The sequence below is a fragment of the Shewanella sp. 10N.261.52.F9 genome (assembly GCF_041471165.1).
Lineage (GTDB): Bacteria > Pseudomonadota > Gammaproteobacteria > Enterobacterales > Shewanellaceae > Shewanella > Shewanella marinintestina.
Window position 1 is genome coordinate 1 of record NZ_JBFRNX010000005.1, and the last position, 16,881, is coordinate 16,881.

The window sequence follows — 16,881 nt, forward strand, 5'->3', positions numbered from 1 at the left end:
ACGAAGTTGTTGATCCTCAGTCATTTTCGAAAATCGCTATCGCCTCATATTCGCCATCCATGGCTCACCTAAGGCTATCTCGGCATCCATGCCTCGCTCACCCGATTTGTCTTCAATGACCTCGGCAACTCCGATGGGGAATAGGTGTTTTCTGTAAGTTTTGCGTGTTGAATTAGCTCAGAATAATTATCTTACTCTGACCCCACTTTTCGCGAGGCATAATCACCTCCTACTTCAGCAATAACTAGAGCTTAGTAAGAGGCAATAAAACATACCATTTATCGTGAGTGTCTACGGTTGGGCTAAGAGGTCTACAAACATGCCATTAGCTATGTGTGTCTATTGTTGGGATTGACCTCCTTAAGCTGTTTATCTATAACTCACGATACTCTAGAATTTCTTTAACAATAAACGGCAAATATTGTTCTTCAGCATTATGTTGAATTTCTGTAGACAGTAAAGCATGCATACCAAACTTTAGTTCTACATCATCAAGTAGAACATAATATGGCTGACGTTTAAGGCTTTCACGTACTGTATTAGCGATGTCATCCGGCTGTAAAGACAACAACTTCTCAAGTTGTTTGCCGTTAAAGTCAATAGATTGTGCAAATTTTATATCACCGGGAATTGTAGTAGTTGTTGTGTATAAATCATCTTCTACTTTAGCAATGAAGCAACTATTCACTGCAAGCCCTGTAAATGAAAAACCCTCTTTAGCTCCTAATTTCAACATATGGATACCATAGTCAGGGAGGTAATCCATGACTTCATCATTAGCCCGAATATTAGGATTTAATAGACGATTTAATATTTCAAAGTTCTCTGCAATATCAGCTAAATAAAAATGCATAATTGGTTCAAACTTATTAATACTATAGAGGGAGAATTCTCGACCATTACATAGAGCATAATATTTAGCTCTGACTTCTGGATGAATAGCATAACTATAAGCTTGTTCTACATGCTTACTCTTAATAATATCCTCTGTTGGGGACTTAGCATCTAAAACCCAAAAAGGGGAATTATCACAATGAAATAAATAGTCTGGAATAATAGATACCTTACGCTGTTTAGAGCCTATCGCAACATAAGGATGAATGAGTGACTTACTGCGTACTATTTTGTTTGGGCTAGTTGCTGAGTAACCTAGCTTTCTTATTAAAGGTATAACCAACTCTTCACGAACAGAATCTTCCTTAAAATCGGGATCATCTAGTAAAGTAAAATCGAATTCATTAAACATGAAATCTCCTCGCGTAGCCTTACAGTGCTCTAGTAATGTTCTAGAGCCAAAATATAACCTATTGTTTTAAAAGATAACACCAAAACAAATAGAGCATTATCCATACAACATTATGTGCTTTTTATAGGCTCTAATTTGGTTATAACCTTGGTGTAATGCTGAACTCACATAAAAACACCATTTCCCCATCGAAGTTGCCGAAATGCGGAAATGAAAATGCCGTAGAACCATCATGGATGATGGTTCAGGCTCGGGGGGACATGGATGTCCCATCTGAGCCGTTAGGCGATTTTTATTGGAGTATGAGGCGCGTATCTAATGCATGTAACTTCGACTGGGGCGCTGAGGGTTTGCTAAGGGGGACAAGCGCTTTCCCCATTGGCTCGGGTGTGGGCGAAGCGCCACGACGTTAATTGTTAGACGCAGTCTAACTTAAAGGTCAGGCGCAGCCTGATAGGTGGCACAGCCACGACCTTTATCAAACGAAGTTTGATTGCTCTACACCAACAAAGCTCAGCAGCAGAGCTACACGCCAAAAAATAGGCACAAAAAAGCCCACATAACCGTGGGCTTCCAAAGTGGTACTCGGGGCTAAAACAAACCACCCAAACGCTTCACCAAACTTAACCTCGATATCAAGTTAGATATCAAACCTCTCATAATGGTACCAAGCCGTAACTTGCCCAAACAACGGGATAGTCCAAACCGCGGTTTTATGATCTTGATGCACACGGATAAAATACAACTCTTCATCCTTAATATCGCGTTTACGTAAATCACGATAAAAACGCACTGCCGAGTCATTTAACTTATCCGGTTTGATCAGATCTTTTTGCTCAACCTTGACTTGGAAAATATCCACGTTTAAATCGTCAATCATGCCGGAATACTGCTTGAATTTACCGCGCAGCTTATATTTTATCGGCGTGGTTAAACAGTCTTGGTCGGTAATACAGGTCGATGAGTAAAACTCGCCAGTGTCGCTTGAATCGTAGATCAACGACATATTGATATCGGCGCGAATTAACAGCTCATCTTTAACCGGAAAATACACATCGGCTTGGTAATTATGCTCTAAGAAAGCACCGCTAGTGTCAGTACTCTCAGGCAGCATCACCCGGTTATAGCGAATGCGCTGCTCCATTGCCGTCGATAACTCGACAAACTCTTTTAAGTTAAGCTCTGCAGGCTCCGAGTCGACTGAAGTTAAGTTTATCAACCCCTTACCAGCACACTGCGCTTCATCTTCACCTGGACACAGTGCCATCGAATAATTTGCACCGTCGGTCGCCGCAAACGCATAAAAGTCTTCGTAGCAGGTTAAAAAGTTAGTGTCTGGCTGCAGGTGTTTTTCCCACATAAATGGATGTAGGTGTGGTGCATCATCTTTGTATAACAGTTTACCACTGCCTTTTAAGCTGCCAACTTGCAGCTCGAAATTATCTTGTGCAGTCCAACGGGATAAATTCTGCTTTATCTTGTGATAGTCACTGAAATACCAAGCCATGACTAACAAGAGTAGAGCGATCACAATGCCTGAAATTTTAACGATTAACGACACGTCGAAAAATGCAGCTTTCATCGACTCGGCATCATTTACTGCAAGCATTTTCACGTGGGACTGAGTGGATATATGCAGTTGATAACCGCGACGTGCAATCGTTTTGAGTTGGATCTCTAGATAAGGATCCAGTTTTTTACGCAAAGTACTAATACATTGAGTTAATGAGGTGACAGCCACTACACGGTCGGGCCAACCGGCACTGAGTAACTCTTCTTTTGAGCAGACTGGATTTGAAGACAGTAATAGTCGATGAAGCACCGCTGATTCAGAAAAGGTCAGAGTCACTTTTTTGCCACTCACATGGTCAACTAACTGGTTAGCTTCAGTATCCAACTCCAAATAAGGAGTAATTTTCAACACAATTAACCTCTTCTAGTATTTCGCATTATCGGTACATTAAGTTTCAGGCTTCGCGGATTCTACAGCTAAGTACTTAAGCAGAATGTGATTTTCGACTCAAAACAGTCTAAGCATGCACATCATTTACTGCTAATGTTCACAAAATTAAACCTTAGTGATACTACCTCTTTAGTTATATACATAACTGACTCTGTAGTATCACTCTTTTTTACTCGCTGCCGTTGGCTATAGCGCCTTACGTTTAAAGATCCTGTGCGATAATCCTGCTAATGAAACGATCCAAACCAACAACAGACCATACATACCTGATAACCCCCAATCTGTAGTGGCGATCATGGCTAAACTGCCGCTAGCTTCACTACCTTCTATGGCGACTAAATTAATGGCGCGATAAAGGTCTGTTGGGCTCATAGCAATTAACGCGTTAATGACGTATTGATTAGCGAAAGAAAAGTCGGACACTAGAATGGTCAGCAGTAACAAGTCGTAGATAAGTACAAACAAGAACCAAATTAGGAGTAGCCCACCAATCGCTCCGGCCTTCTCTGTGCTTTTTAAGCTGACAATATAGCTAATTAAAATAAAGGTTAGCGCCAGTAAGTTACTGCTCACGACAAACTGTGCAAAGGCGCTAATTAGCTCGGCTTTTTGATAGTTTTCTCCCAACAGCATGAGCAGAATTGCGGTTAAGCCAAAAGAGAATCCCGTGGCTAAAAACATCACTGTGACATGGCCTAACAGCTTACCAAATAAGATCTGCATGCGGGTTAACGGATAAGACAGTAACAACAGCAAGGTGCCTGATTCATCTTCACCAACAAAGCTATCGTAACTCAGTAAAATTGCCGCTAACGGGATAATAAATACTGAAATTGTCGATAAGCTGCTCATTAAACTATCGAGTTCTGGTAAGTACAAGCTCCCTGTCACCGCACTACCGGCAAAGCTCACGCTCAGCGACAACACGAGAAACATACTGCTCATAAAGGCAAGCCAGCGGTTACGTGAACTATCACAGATCTCTTTGTAGGCAATAATCAGAATTGGCGAAGTAAGTTTATTGATAAACATATTACGGCTGCTCCACTGGGGAGCGTAAACTTTGCCCCATTAAATCGTGGTAAATATCTTCGAGCCTTGGCTCTTTGATCTCGAAATCAAAAATTTGGCACTGCGACACTAGATGCTTAACGATGTCGGCTTTTCGTGCCGACTCAAATTGCAGTAAACCATCTTGATAGAAGCTTTGTAGATACGCATTAGTTTTAACTCGCTCATCTAACTCGTTAAAGCTAATCGTCACTTTTAAAGCGCTGGCTTTACTTAGCTCACTGCAACTACCCAGTGCTTGGCGTTTGCCTTTGGCCATGATCAGCGCAATATCTAAATGCGATTCAACCAGTGACAGCTCATGAGTAGAAATCACCACCGCACAGCCTGCCTGCTTTAGCTGGTTTATTTTGCCATAGAGAAATTGTGAGGCGAGTGGGTCAAGGCCAACCGTTGGCTCGTCGAGCAAAAGGATTTTTGGTTCTGACAAAATCGCTTGTGCTACGCCTAAACGCTGCTTCATGCCTTTTGAATAAGTTTTCAACTGACGGTGCTGTGCGTAGCCTAAGCCAAACTCTTCGAGTAATGACTCAATACGGCTTTGGCTAACGCCTTTTAGGGCGCCAAAATAGCTTAATACTTCACGGCCACTAAGCTTGTCGTAAAAGCTCACATCTTCTGGCAGATAACCAATATCAACACGGTTTTGTTGGTGATTAGCGTAAGCACTCTGCCCCATCACCTCAGCATTACCACTTGTGGGTGAAATCAGCCCTAGAATCACTTTAATCAAACTCGACTTACCAGCGCCGTTATGACCTAGCAGAGCCATCGTTTGGCCAGCTTTCACCTCAAAGCTGACGTTATTGAGTGCCGTAAAGTCGTTATATTTCAGGCTAACATCGGTTAGCTTTATTGACGGGGGAACCATCATACTTCCTGTATTATCTTGTTCAAAAGGCAAGTTAACTGCTGTGTATTGACCCATGGTTACAGCTCTCTATCTGGTGCTAACAACGGAAAACTGTCGACAATGCCAGTAGCAGGGCCAAATTCAAACTGACCTTGCACCCAGCGCAGCACGGCTACTACAGGGCTATTCATCAAGAATCGCGCCTCTGGATAGAGCCAAAATAACTTATCGAGATTGTCGTTTGGGCGGTAAGCTTTATCGGCAATACCGTCGTGGTTGGTATCCCAGCCCATGTAACCGCTCCAATAATTTCCGCGGCCGTTATGGCTCCACTCTAATAGAGAGTCGCCAACGTATTTGACTTGGATTTTGTTGTTCACAAATTGGTTGCCGTAAACCTTATTCTTCTCCCCCCCCATCGCCATATAGATGCCAATGTCATTAGTGGAGAACAGGTTATGGGTAACTTCATTGTCGCGAGCACCGTAGATAAAAATGCCTTTACCTTCATTACCAAGCTCGGCGGTACCTTGTGGGTTATGCCCCAGCGATATGCGGTTATTGCTGACGATGCAGTGATTACTGATATTAAGTAGCACGCCGAAATCTAGGGTGTTTGAAGCCTGGTTTTGATGCAGATTAACAAACTCTGAGCTCATAATGGCGTAACCACCATCGACGTTATCGACTTGATTGCCGTAGGCTTCATCATGCTTAGTGTACATGTAATGAATGCCGTATTGCGCGGAGTGAAAGCGGTTATCAAACACTAAGCTGTTAGTGCTAGTTTCTAGATAAACTCCGTCTCTCACATAGGAAATTTTGTTGTCATGAATAACGGAAACATCGACCCCTTTGAGGTAGACACCATCGCCTCGGTCGAGCTTATAGAGTTCGCCATTCCCAACTATCACATTATTGGCAACAGTAATATGGCTGGTGTTTTCGGCGTAAACACCAAAGCCGTCACCTTGCAATGTACTCGACTCTACTCGTATTCGCTGCGCCTGCTCTTTAATTAAGATGCCAGCGTTGAGTTCGTATAAATCGGCGCCCCAGTTTTTAATCTTCAAACTGGATAAGTTAACATCGGAGCTGAAAATGCTAATAGCACTGCCAGTGCCCTCAGCATCAATAATGGCACCCGGTTCACCGACAAGCTCAATAGGCTGATAGATTTCAAAATGGCCGAAGTAAGTGCCCGCTTGCAAGGAGATAGTATCGCCAGCGATAACGGTTTTTAATTGCTGGGTCAGTGAGTCGCTATCGTGCACGGAATAATTAGCAGCAAAGCTTGCTGGGCATAACAGCAGTCCTATCCCAGCGCCAATACAGAGCTGTTTAGCGGTACGATAAAACAAACGAAAAATAGGGCCTGAGATGACTGTATTCATAGGTAATTTCACCCCCAAAGGTAAGTGTTCACTTACCTTTGGGGTAATTCAATAGGGATAAATCGATTATTCGCCGGCTAATAACTCAATGGTAATCTTGTCATAAGCTAACACTGCACCACCAAACTCTTCAGCGAATTTTGTCGCATCGGCTTTATGCTTAAAACTTGCCACAGCAGGGCCCATAACCGCCTTTTTGCTGGTGCCGTAAACATACCAAGCAGTCTTGGCATCAACAAAAGTGTCATCTGTTGGCTTTTCCCAATTCGTCACACCTGCGTCATGAACAAATAATGCTTCAATTTGGCGTTTGTTCTCACTTTGCAGCGCAAAGTTAAACATATCGCGTGTTGAGCAAAACTTAGGCACAATTGATTGCCCTTTTAGGTGCACTTGGCCTTTTGGACCTGGATACTTAGTGATCATCATGCCGCAAAGGTGGCAGCGGTCATGTTCATGAATCGCCTCAGCCGTATATTGAGTCACATCGGCGCTGCTATCACTACAGGCATTGAGTAAAGGCAAAAGGAATATCAAACAGATTAACTTTTTCATGGCATTTCCATCATTTTTGCTGCTTTCAGGCCAACCCTCCAATAGCCTTGCAGGGGCGACATTGGGGGGTTAGCTTACTCACAGCTGGTCTAATAAATAACTAAAGTATTAAAGCGAATACAGCTCTAGACACTCATAGGGAAAGCGTCCAACGACCACATGCCTCTTTACCTTGCAATTATCTCAACCAACATTATTAGTATTGGGCCCTACAAGATGACTCCAACCCTGTTAGGTATGGAGCTAACTTGTTAGGCTCACTACTCACTTGCATCAAATCAAACTGACGGTCAGTTAAGTCGGGGAAACTTGTAGACCGTCGGCATAATTCGATTAAATGGCATTAAGCTGGCCGGCGTAAATAACAAACATACGCAGACACATCATGCCTACAACTGCACACGCACCAGACATGTAGAACGCTTTAGCTGAGTGGCTAAAGGCTTTACCTGTGGCGAAGTTAAGCAGTAGTGGACCCACAAAACCGATACCCACAACACCAATCCAGAACACGTTAGCCCAAACACCGGTATGGAAACCAGCGAATGCCGCTTGTGCACCTTCATTACCTGTAGCCAAAGACATGATAATCATGAATAGGAACAGAGCTTCAGCAGCCATTACTGGCCACTCAATAGCATGTAATGTGTGCATGTCTTTGCTGTGTAAGTCTTCTTTGAATACTGATACTGCAATCATTTTGGCAGCAGCAGCACCCGCAGAAAGGCCTGACGCAACAAATAGCGCTGGCAATACTGAAGTATTGATAATTGGGAAACGGATAAGTGCAGAGATCAAGAAGCCGGTGTAAGCACACACTGACATAGCAAGTACAAGAACTAGCTTTTCAGATGGCGCGCGAATACCACGTAACTTGTCGATGATTGGTAATAAGAAGTTCAAAGGCTTGTATGCTTTGATCTCTTCTTCCATCGCGAACAATGTCACTAATGCAACTAAAGGAATGTAAGCTGAAAGTGCAATTACACCCACTGACATCACTGAGTTTAGGTTGTAGAACACTAAAATACGCCAGAAGAACAGCGGATTAGTTAAGTCTAAAACCAGACAGATCATACCTAGCGCAATCGTCACTAACGACACTAAAGACGCCGCCTTTAAAAAAGGTGTGTTTTCAGTTTGTTTTTTGTAGAAACGAATGAACAAAGCAACAGCTAGTGCACCACCAGAAATACCAGCGAAGAACAGGTAAACCGCAATTGGCCAAGGCCAAGCGATGCCTTGTGAAAGGCCCATTGTAAATTCAATATTACCGTCCATGATTACACTCCCAACTTCACAATAGGTATGTAACGTAAGCTAGGCTCTGTACCAAAACCTGGCTTAATGCGTACCGAGTCCTTCACAGCTAATAACTTACTCACATATGAAGTCGGATCGTTTGCATCACCAAAGATTAGCGCGTCATAACGACACTGCTGCACACAAGCTGGTAACTCGCCAATGGCAAGCTTGCTGTGTAAACAGAAGTCACAGTTATCGGCAACATCAGTTTCTTTGTTGATGAAACGTGCATCGTACGGGCAAGCACCGATACAGTACTTACAACCAGCACATTTCGCCGCATCCATAGTCACAATGCCAGTCTTCTCGTCGCGGTGAGCCGCGCCAGTAGGACAAACAGTCACACAAGGTGCATTTTTACATTGCTGACATGAAACACGTACGAACTTACGCTCACAACCACATCCAGTTGTTTTGCCGCAGTGTGGACAAGCTTGTCCTTCAACTGCGCCTGATTGCTGTTCCATTAGTAGTCGAGACTTGCCTTCTGGTAAGTGGTTAGCTTTATTACAAGCTTCCTTACACTCACCACAACCAACACATTTGTTTTGGTCAAAAACCATTACATAATGCGGCGTGTAGGCACCTTCCTTTTCTTTGACCGAGCTACACCCTAGGGGTGCTAATATCAAAGAGCTGGCTCCAAGACCTTTAAGGAACCTCCGTCTCTCTAGATTTTCACTCACAGCATCCTCCGATTATCGGTTTAAAACCGACACGTAATTTTTTTATTTAATATTTTTGCTAGTACGTTTTATTAGGTTATTGACTCACTAGGATTTAACTTGCGTTAATTTACCCTTTGACTTTTCAATGGCGAATTGAATTGCACCTTGATTAAACACTTGCACTTTATTGGTTAAAACAATATTCCAGTTATCTATCGCCTTTTGATAATCACCATTTAGGTAAGCATCATTAGCCATTAATAAACGGGTATTTAATTCTTCGTGATGTAGAGTTAGCGCCCTCGCAATCACTAAAGAAGTCTCCATGCTAATAACCCGGTCATCGCGGTAATACATAGATGTTGCTTTAAGCCCTAGAGCCTCGGCGTTATTGGTGTCTATCGTCAGTAGTTGGTCTAAGGTTCCTAGCGCATCTTGGTATAAGCCACCGTCAATATATGACTGGGCTAGCCCTAACAGCACTAGTGGATCACCGGGGTTTTCTATCGCGAGCTTCTGGCCTTTGTTAATATCGGCAACCAGCAAATAATCAATGTTGTAATCAACCTGAGCTGAATCCAAATTCTGATAACTGCCGATTGTTGAATAAAATAAAACCGAAACACTAATAAGAAAGAAGCCAATGGTTCCAAAGTAATAATTATTGTTTTGCTTAGCATCATTGGTGTCGATGCTAATATTAGAGCCAAAGAAATGCCCAACTTCTAATTCAAGTTCAGCCAGCTTTCTGTCATACCGTAAGTGGTGACAAAAAAGGAATGCTGTCGAACAGAATAAAAGAATTGAGATACTAATAAGTACTGTGTTCATCTTGGCTCTATATCAATAATTAATATCAAATTTATTTGTGTGGATTGGCGCCCATAGAGCCGCCCATCATGCCACCCATACCCATGCCACTTAGTCCCATGCCGTGAGCGCCTTCACCAGGAGCTTCAACTTTGACTAGTTCAACTTCGAACACCAAAGTTGAGTGCGGTTGGATCATGCCAACAACACGGTCGCCATAAGCAAGTGCAGGTGGAATTGTTAACTTAAATTTTGACCCTTGAGGCATAAGAGCAAGGGCTTCTTGCCAGCCTTCAATTACGGTAACTAAAGAGAAACGGTTAGGTTCGTCGCGGTCATAAGTACTGTCGAACTCAGTACCATCAATCAAGGTGCCTTTGTAGTGCACAGTAACTACGTCATTGCCTTGTGGCATTGCGCCGTCACCCATGGTGATCACTTCATACTGCAGACCTGATTCAGTTTGCTTAACGTCGCTGTTCTTAGCGTTTTCAGCCATGAATGCAACACCAGCCGCTAAGTTCTTAGCCGTTAGAGCATCTAACTTAGCTTGCTTAGCAGCATTAAGCGTTTCAGCACGTTGATTTAGGTAAGTCACAATTTCCTCTTTAGACATTTTTGTCTCATCTTTCAAAGCATCGAGTAAACCGTTTACCACTTGACCCATATCCACTTCTGCACCTAACTGAGATTGGCCATATACCTGACTAGAGATATGGTGACCAAATGAAGCGCCTATGCTGTACGATTCCTTTTCAACGTCAGTGGTCAAGTCGCTAGAAGCAAAGCAAGACACAGAGACTGAAAGGGTTAGACAAGACACAACGGCCAATACACTTTTTTTAAGCTTTTTCATACAATTAATCTCACTAAAAATAAATTTACATAATCCGTTATGGCTTTTCTGTTACTCGATTCGCTAAACGCCAGCCGTAGATCCCATCAGGCATTTGCAGAACGTTGGTATATCCCAACTTCATCACGTGTCGAGCAGCAATTTCACTGGCATTACAAAGACGGTTTGCACAGTAAAAAACCATCAGTGCGTCTTTGTTTTTTGGCAGCAAGTCTTTCCAATTTTTTACGTTGAAATAAACAGCGCCTGGAATGAATCCTTCTGCCCATAATTCCAAGGTGTTGACATCAAAGAAGTAGACTCCCTCTTTGCCCACTAAGGTTTGCGCTTCCATCATGGTCACCGTTTGTAGCGGCTCATCATAATATTTAGCCGGGCCCATCTCTTGACCACCACCGGCATAACTGCCCGCTGATAGCATTGATAACAAGATGGTGAAAACGACACTTCCCAGTACTCTATTCATAATTTCTCTCTTAGTTACCTCAACCTAAGCATGCCTAGGTTGAGGTCGGTATTAACTCAATTACATTTATTTAGCGCTGTAACCAACACCGTCAAGAATGTTTTGAGCTTGGGTAACATAAGTTAGTGCTGCGTCTAGACGCTTCTGGCTGTAACGGAAGCCATGAACACCCCATGAACCATCTTCTTTGATTAGTTCAATCGTTTCTTGTGCCTTCTCAGCTAGCATTAGGACTTCAGTCTTGTCTGCAGTAGACAACTTAGTCACTTCTAGTAGCATGTCGATACGCTCAAGAGCTTGTTCAACTTGACCGAATACCTCTTTAACAGGCTTCTGCATCTTCATTACTTCGCCGTAGATTTCCATCTGGTCGTCGTAATGTAGGCCAGTTTCTAGCTCAGACTGGAATGGGCTGTGACAACCCTTGTTATCCACTACGTCTTTGTCAGAAATCGCTGTACGAGCACAAGTCCACATTAAGTCTAAGTAGTTGTGGCCATCTTCATTCTTAGCAACAGTCCAACCTTTCACGCTTGAATCACGTGGTTGACCTTCAGGTGGGTTAAGTGTCTTACGCTCTGGGTCGATATCAATCTTCCACATGTGAGTACGACGAACCGCGTCAAAACCTGCGTTGTCTGGGAACTGGATTGCAGCGAAGTTCTCACAGCTACCCATGTTTGGCATGTGACAGCTTTGACAAGTTTGGTTGCTGTGTGTGTCAGTGTTGTCAGCAATCGTTGCTTGTGCTTCGTGACAGTCAACACAGTCTTTCTTCAGCTTTGGCGTAGAGAAACCAGATAGGAAATCGCCATCTGTTACTTCATGCGGATCGTGACAAGTTGTACAACGCATGCCTTTCTCGTAGTGAGCAGAAGCAAACATCTGTGAACCTTCAGTACCACAAGATGGACAAGCAGACTTCATGTATACGCCGAATGCGTATTCCATTTTCTCTTGAGCTTGTTCAGTATCAGCTAGTGCGTCAACGAAGAAGAAACGCTGGTGACAACGTTCACAGTTAGACTGCATGCCGCCAGTACCGCCATCTAAGTGACCGCCCGCGCCATGACATTCTTCACAAGCAATACCTTTAGAGATAGTGTGCTCTTGTAGCTTCTTAGCGTCGCCAAGTGCATCAAAGAACTCTTGCTGGTTTTGGAAGTCGAACTTGTACGTGTGGCACATTTCACAGTAAGAGCTACCAGGTTGGAATAGCATCTCTTTTTCGTACTTAGCACCGTATGAAGTCATACCCCACTTGTGCGAACCTGTATCACCAAATTCTTCAAGTGTTACAGGGAACTCTGGAATTGCTTTATTAATTTTCTTAGCCATTTCTGGCGTTAACCATTCAGCCCAACCACGTGAGAACTGGTTACCACCGGCTACCATTTTACCGGTACCTTCAGATAGTAGACCGTCACGAACGTGGTAAGTACCGCGTACTAACCATGAATCTAAGAAACCATACTTAGTACGTGGCGTACCGATGATTGCGTAAACGTCATTAGCACGAACACCGTCTGGAAGCATTGACGCTTCGCTGCCGTATAGAGGTGCGTTTAAGTCGCCGTTTGGTACTTCTTTATCTGTAATTTCACTTGGGAAACGAACTACGTTAGCGTGACGCGAACGTTGCCATTTCTCATATTGAGTCGCGTGACATTCAGCACACTTCTCTGGACCTACGAAGTTGTTTGGAAAGTCTAATGTAGATTTAGCACCTAGACGGTACTGAACTGCACTTGGACGACCAACACGCTTACTGTATGCCTGGCTTCCGCCGGTATCTAAATATTCTTCACCACGGTCACTAATATGGTAATCACCAATTAAGTTACCTTCTTCTTGGTATTTGAACATTGGATGGTTTTGAAATAAGAAATCAAATAACTCATCTTCTTGAACAATATAATCGTGCAGTGATTTAACACCGTTCACTTTTTCAGTACCTGCATAGTTTGCAATTGCATTCTTAGCAGAAGCACCCATTTCTGGGATGCTATTGTACTTATCACCAGCAGCACTAGCGTTACCTATTGCGCCGAAACAAAACAGTACGCTTGCGACTGCTTTAAGTTTCCAACTTTTCATCATCACTCCTAGTTATAACCTAGTTATAGTATTTTCATCATCATTCAACTAAGGCACTCTCTTGTTTAGCCGAACAACTGAACAATTGAGTTGCAGCTATTTTCCATATCTTTTTTGCAAAAAATATGAATCACAGCAAGAAATGAGACCTTGAAAAACACAGATAGTAAAAAATCGGTGAAAATAAAATAAAAACAACAACATATAACAATTATCAAGATGTGTTTTTCACTTGTAATGCTATTTTTTGACATCTAAAAGGATCTAAAAACAATGCATTTAGACGTGAAAAAATATCAGTAAGATGATGGGTTACGATAAAGGCTAGAGAGGTCACAAAACACTTCACTAATATAACCTACCCTTGAGTTCAATGACGTAAAACAGCCATAGCTAAAGCATCAACATTAGTCCTTGGTTAATAATTAGTAGTCTATAAAACTTAAATAAGTAGCTAAGTTCAAAATCAAAAAATAGTAAAAAGCTAAATTATAAAGAATAGTTTTTATACAGAATATTTGAACTTATAAACGTTCATAAATAGAGAAGTTAATAAGATGATTCCAGAGTTAGGACTTATTTTCCTTATCATTAGCACAGTCACAGCTGTGTTACTTGCGTTTATTCCGCTCTATGCGTCATATACTAAAAACCATTATTTATTTAGTTATGTAAAAACATTAACTGCATTAATGACCGTCACGATTAGCGCTTCTATATTATGTCTACTTATTTCGTTTTTACTCGATGACTTTTCAGTCGCTTATGTGGCCAACCACTCTAATACCCAGTTAGCGACCTTATATAAAGTCGCTGCGGTATGGGGCAGCCACGAAGGCTCAATGCTATTTTGGGTGGTATCGATTGCGATTTGGGGCTGCTTAATCGCATTCTCGTCGCGCTACCAAGACCCGCTATTCATCGGCCGTATGATTGCCATACTGGCATTTGTGATTGCTGGTTTTAACTTGTTTATGCTGTTTACCTCTAACCCGTTTGCGCGCCTGTTACCAAACTTCCCCGTTGAGGGCCGTGACCTTAACCCCATCTTGCAAGACATAGGGTTAATCTTCCACCCACCGATGCTGTTCTTAGGCTATGTTGGCTTAACTGTTACTTTTGCAGCAGCGATTGCAGCTTTGCTTGGCGGTAAGTTCACTCAGCAACATGCGAGCTACCTGCGTCCTTGGGTACTGATGGCTTGGGTATTTTTAACTGGCGGTAATGCGTTTGGTTCATGGTGGGCGTATAACGAGCTTGGCTGGGGCGGTTGGTGGTTCTGGGATCCTGTAGAAAATGCCTCGTTTATTCCTTGGCTAGTAGCTACCGCTCTGCTGCATAGTGTCGTGCTAACCCAGCAACGTAGCAGCTTTAAGATCGCCACCTTATTACTGTGTTTATTAGCTTTCTCATTAAGTTTATTGGGCACTTTTTTAGTCCGCTCAGGCATCGTGCAGTCAGTGCATGCTTTCGCCTCTGACCCAACGCGTGGCATGTCGATTCTATCTTTACTCGGCGTGTTCGTATGCGGTGCGTTAACGCTGTTTGCGCTTAAAGCACACTTAATAAAATCTAAGTCAGACTTTGCGCTTCTTTCTCGCGATACAGTAATGCTGCTTGGTAATATCGTGTTAGTTGTGGCTGCAATCTCTGTATTGCTAGGCACCTTCTACCCATTACTGTTTGAGCTATTAGATCTAGGTACCTTGTCGGTCGGTGCACCGTACTTTAATAGCATTTTTGTACCATTAACGTTTGTTGCGGTATTGCTTATGGGGGCTGCACCATTGATTAAGTGGCAGCAACAGTCGCTAAATCGCCTATACCCACTTGCTGGACTATTCGCATTCGCAGCTATCATTGGCGTATTAGTAGCAATGCAAAGCCGTGACGGCTTTAACCCTTGGGTTTGGCTAGGTGCTACGGCTGCCAGCTGGGTATTCGTATCCTTGGGTTATTTAGTTTTTAGTTTACGCTCACAGGGCGTCGGCTTTATTGCTAAGAAAGCAGCGATGCTAATTGCCCACTTTGGTGTAGCCATTACCATTATTGGCGCAACGGCAGTGTCTAATTTTGAAACCCAAGAGCTATTAAGAATGGGGCCGGGCCAAGGTAAAGTTGTGGCTGGATACACCTTTGTTTATGAAGAAACTGTTGATGTTGAGTCAAACAGCTACACAGCACTTCAAGCTAATATTCGCGTTACCGATATTAACGATAACTTTATTGGCTACATTACACCTCAGCGCCAAACCTTTAAAACCAATGCCATGGAAGTCTCTAAGGCTGGCATTATGCGCAACTTAGTGCGAGACCTTTATGTTTCTAGCGGTCAGCAACTGAGTGAAACAGAGTACTTGGTGCGCATTAGCCATAAGCCACTTGCTTGCTGGATCTGGATTGGTGGCCTCATGATGATGTTAGGCGGTTTTATTGCCGCAGTAACAGGCCTTTATCAATTACGCCTATGCCGCACTGAAAATACTCACTCGCAGTCACTGCGCTACCCCGCTAATACACGCAAAGCTGGAGAGCCAGCATGAGTAAAGCTTACACCTCAACACTAATACAGCTGTTAGTTGGCTTGGTTATTTTGCTGTGCATCAGTATTTCGGTGCAAGCGTCAGCACAAACGGCTAGCGACAAGATCCATTACACGCCAGATCAAATCCGCGATTTAGGCTTCGAAATCGCCCATGAGCTGCGCTGCCCTATGTCGGTAAACCAAAACCTATTTGATTCAGGAGCCCCCATTGCTAGCGAACTCAAAGGGCAGATTTTTTTGATGCTAGAACAAGGCGAATCTAAAGCTGAGATCATTGACTTTTTAGTACAGCGCTATGGCGAAAAAATTCGTTACCAACCGAGATTTTCCGGCGCGACTGCGCTGCTGTGGTTTGGTCCTATTCTGCTGCTATTTGGCATTATTGCGTTTGCAGTAATCTGGATCCGTGAACAACGTAAACATCAAGATATGAAGGCTACCACCTATGAATAAAACACACTTACTGAGCGGCTTATTGGTGCTCTCATCTCTACTTATGCCAGTCCAAGCTCAAGTTGCATCGACTAAGGTTTATCACACAGGTAAAGCCATTGAAAAGCCGCTGATTATGTCACGATTTATTGAGATGCAGTCAGCTCGCTCAGTACCTGAAGTGATGTTCACCGATACTAAAGGGGAACAAATTAGCCTAAAGCAATACAAGGGCAAGCTGGTACTCGTAAACCTTTGGGCAACTTGGTGCGCGCCATGTATCAAAGAGATCCCACAGATGGAGAACATCCGCCAAGTAAATAAAAATAATGACTTGGTTGTTGTGCCAATCTCAATTGATGAAGAGAGTGATAAGGTGCAGGCCTTCTTAGATCGTCATGATCTAGGGCATTACCAAACTTGGTTAGACCCAAAGAAAACCATCGACCAAATTATGCCAGCTGATGTAGTGCCAGCCACTTATGTATTTGACGGTTCAGGCAACCTTGTAGGCTTCTTACGTGGCTACCTCGATTGGGGTGACAAAGAAGTGCAGCCGTACCTTGAAAAGCTAACGGCAAAGTACGCCAAGCGCTAAGCCCTAGGTTCTAGGTTCTAGG

At 43.2% G+C, this 16,881-nt stretch carries 15 protein-coding genes; 3 read left to right on the top strand and 12 right to left on the bottom strand.

The features are described 5' to 3' along the window. Nucleotides 1–373: 373 nt before the first annotated feature. The 12 genes from AB4298_RS04240 to AB4298_RS04295 all read right to left on the bottom strand — a co-directional run bounded on the left by AB4298_RS04240 (nt 374) and on the right by AB4298_RS04295 (nt 13,284). Nucleotides 374–1,246: a hypothetical protein gene (locus tag AB4298_RS04240; RefSeq protein ID WP_371985833.1), complete on the bottom strand. Its 873-nt coding sequence runs from the start codon at nt 1,244–1,246 to the stop codon at nt 374–376. 640 nt (nt 1,247–1,886) lie between these two features. Further along, nucleotides 1,887–3,170 carry a winged helix-turn-helix domain-containing protein gene (locus AB4298_RS04245; RefSeq protein ID WP_371985834.1) on the bottom strand — a complete coding sequence of 428 codons (1,284 nt, stop codon included), beginning with the start codon at nt 3,168–3,170 and terminating at the stop codon, nt 1,887–1,889. A gap of 225 nt (nt 3,171–3,395) precedes the next feature. Next, complete coding sequence (locus tag AB4298_RS04250) at nt 3,396–4,241, bottom strand: ABC transporter permease (RefSeq protein WP_371985835.1); 846 nt, start codon at nt 4,239–4,241, stop codon at nt 3,396–3,398. A 1-nt stretch (nt 4,242) separates the two neighbouring features. Continuing rightward, nucleotides 4,243–5,151 carry an ABC transporter ATP-binding protein gene (locus tag AB4298_RS04255; protein WP_248999540.1) on the bottom strand — a complete coding sequence of 303 codons (909 nt, stop codon included), beginning with the start codon at nt 5,149–5,151 and terminating at the stop codon, nt 4,243–4,245. 59 nt (nt 5,152–5,210) lie between these two features. Continuing rightward, nucleotides 5,211–6,527 carry a nitrous oxide reductase family maturation protein NosD gene (gene nosD, locus AB4298_RS04260; protein ID WP_248999505.1) on the bottom strand — a complete coding sequence of 439 codons (1,317 nt, stop codon included), beginning with the start codon at nt 6,525–6,527 and terminating at the stop codon, nt 5,211–5,213. A gap of 66 nt (nt 6,528–6,593) precedes the next feature. Beyond that, complete coding sequence (locus AB4298_RS04265) at nt 6,594–7,082, bottom strand: nitrous oxide reductase accessory protein NosL (RefSeq protein WP_371985836.1); 489 nt, start codon at nt 7,080–7,082, stop codon at nt 6,594–6,596. 333 nt (nt 7,083–7,415) lie between these two features. Next, on the bottom strand, nt 7,416–8,363 hold the full coding sequence (locus AB4298_RS04270; protein WP_248999503.1) for a DmsC/YnfH family molybdoenzyme membrane anchor subunit: 948 nt from the start codon (nt 8,361–8,363) through the stop codon (nt 7,416–7,418). Between the two features lie 2 nt (nt 8,364–8,365). After that, complete coding sequence (locus tag AB4298_RS04275; RefSeq protein WP_248999502.1) at nt 8,366–9,073, bottom strand: 4Fe-4S dicluster domain-containing protein; 708 nt, start codon at nt 9,071–9,073, stop codon at nt 8,366–8,368. A gap of 87 nt (nt 9,074–9,160) precedes the next feature. Continuing rightward, nucleotides 9,161–9,886: a tetratricopeptide repeat protein gene (locus AB4298_RS04280; RefSeq protein WP_248999501.1), complete on the bottom strand. Its 726-nt coding sequence runs from the start codon at nt 9,884–9,886 to the stop codon at nt 9,161–9,163. Nucleotides 9,887–9,917: 31 nt separating this feature from the next. Next, nucleotides 9,918–10,721: an FKBP-type peptidyl-prolyl cis-trans isomerase gene (locus tag AB4298_RS04285; protein ID WP_248999500.1), complete on the bottom strand. Its 804-nt coding sequence runs from the start codon at nt 10,719–10,721 to the stop codon at nt 9,918–9,920. Between the two features lie 37 nt (nt 10,722–10,758). Next, a complete protein-coding gene (locus AB4298_RS04290) occupies nt 10,759–11,187 on the bottom strand; it encodes a rhodanese-like domain-containing protein (protein ID WP_248999499.1) in 429 nt (142 codons plus the stop codon). Between the two features lie 66 nt (nt 11,188–11,253). Then, nucleotides 11,254–13,284 carry a multiheme c-type cytochrome gene (locus AB4298_RS04295; RefSeq protein WP_248999498.1) on the bottom strand — a complete coding sequence of 677 codons (2,031 nt, stop codon included), beginning with the start codon at nt 13,282–13,284 and terminating at the stop codon, nt 11,254–11,256. A 557-nt stretch (nt 13,285–13,841) separates the two neighbouring features. Here AB4298_RS04295 and AB4298_RS04300 point away from each other — a divergent pair. Genes AB4298_RS04300 through AB4298_RS04310 form a run of 3 tightly spaced genes read left to right on the top strand, consistent with a single transcriptional unit; the run spans nt 13,842 to nt 16,859 of the window. Beyond that, nucleotides 13,842–15,827 (top strand): heme lyase CcmF/NrfE family subunit, encoded by a 1,986-nt coding sequence (locus AB4298_RS04300; protein WP_371985837.1) that lies wholly within the window; start codon nt 13,842–13,844, stop codon nt 15,825–15,827. Further along, complete coding sequence (locus AB4298_RS04305) at nt 15,824–16,282, top strand: cytochrome c-type biogenesis protein (protein ID WP_371985838.1); 459 nt, start codon at nt 15,824–15,826, stop codon at nt 16,280–16,282. The genes AB4298_RS04300 and AB4298_RS04305 overlap by 4 nt, the downstream gene beginning before the upstream one ends. Continuing rightward, complete coding sequence (locus tag AB4298_RS04310) at nt 16,275–16,859, top strand: TlpA family protein disulfide reductase (protein ID WP_248999495.1); 585 nt, start codon at nt 16,275–16,277, stop codon at nt 16,857–16,859. The genes AB4298_RS04305 and AB4298_RS04310 overlap by 8 nt, the downstream gene beginning before the upstream one ends. Nucleotides 16,860–16,881 lie beyond the last annotated feature (22 nt).

Bases quoted from the DNA above. Each gene is read 5' to 3' on its own strand.
- AB4298_RS04265 (WP_371985836.1), bottom strand. From the start codon at position 7,082: ATGAAAAAGTTAATCTGTTTGATATTCCTTTTGCCTTTACTCAATGCC.
- AB4298_RS04285 (WP_248999500.1), bottom strand. From the start codon at position 10,721: ATGAAAAAGCTTAAAAAAAGTGTATTGGCCGTTGTGTCTTGTCTAACC.
- AB4298_RS04240 (WP_371985833.1), bottom strand. From the start codon at position 1,246: ATGTTTAATGAATTCGATTTTACTTTACTAGATGATCCCGATTTTAAG.
- AB4298_RS04305 (WP_371985838.1), top strand. From the start codon at position 15,824: ATGAGTAAAGCTTACACCTCAACACTAATACAGCTGTTAGTTGGCTTG.
- nosD (WP_248999505.1), bottom strand. From the start codon at position 6,527: ATGAATACAGTCATCTCAGGCCCTATTTTTCGTTTGTTTTATCGTACC.
- AB4298_RS04295 (WP_248999498.1), bottom strand. From the start codon at position 13,284: ATGAAAAGTTGGAAACTTAAAGCAGTCGCAAGCGTACTGTTTTGTTTC.
- AB4298_RS04255 (WP_248999540.1), bottom strand. From the start codon at position 5,151: ATGGTTCCCCCGTCAATAAAGCTAACCGATGTTAGCCTGAAATATAAC.
- AB4298_RS04310 (WP_248999495.1), top strand. From the start codon at position 16,275: ATGAATAAAACACACTTACTGAGCGGCTTATTGGTGCTCTCATCTCTA.
- AB4298_RS04270 (WP_248999503.1), bottom strand. From the start codon at position 8,363: ATGGACGGTAATATTGAATTTACAATGGGCCTTTCACAAGGCATCGCT.
- AB4298_RS04290 (WP_248999499.1), bottom strand. From the start codon at position 11,187: ATGAATAGAGTACTGGGAAGTGTCGTTTTCACCATCTTGTTATCAATG.
- AB4298_RS04280 (WP_248999501.1), bottom strand. From the start codon at position 9,886: ATGAACACAGTACTTATTAGTATCTCAATTCTTTTATTCTGTTCGACA.
- AB4298_RS04250 (WP_371985835.1), bottom strand. From the start codon at position 4,241: ATGTTTATCAATAAACTTACTTCGCCAATTCTGATTATTGCCTACAAA.
- AB4298_RS04300 (WP_371985837.1), top strand. From the start codon at position 13,842: ATGATTCCAGAGTTAGGACTTATTTTCCTTATCATTAGCACAGTCACA.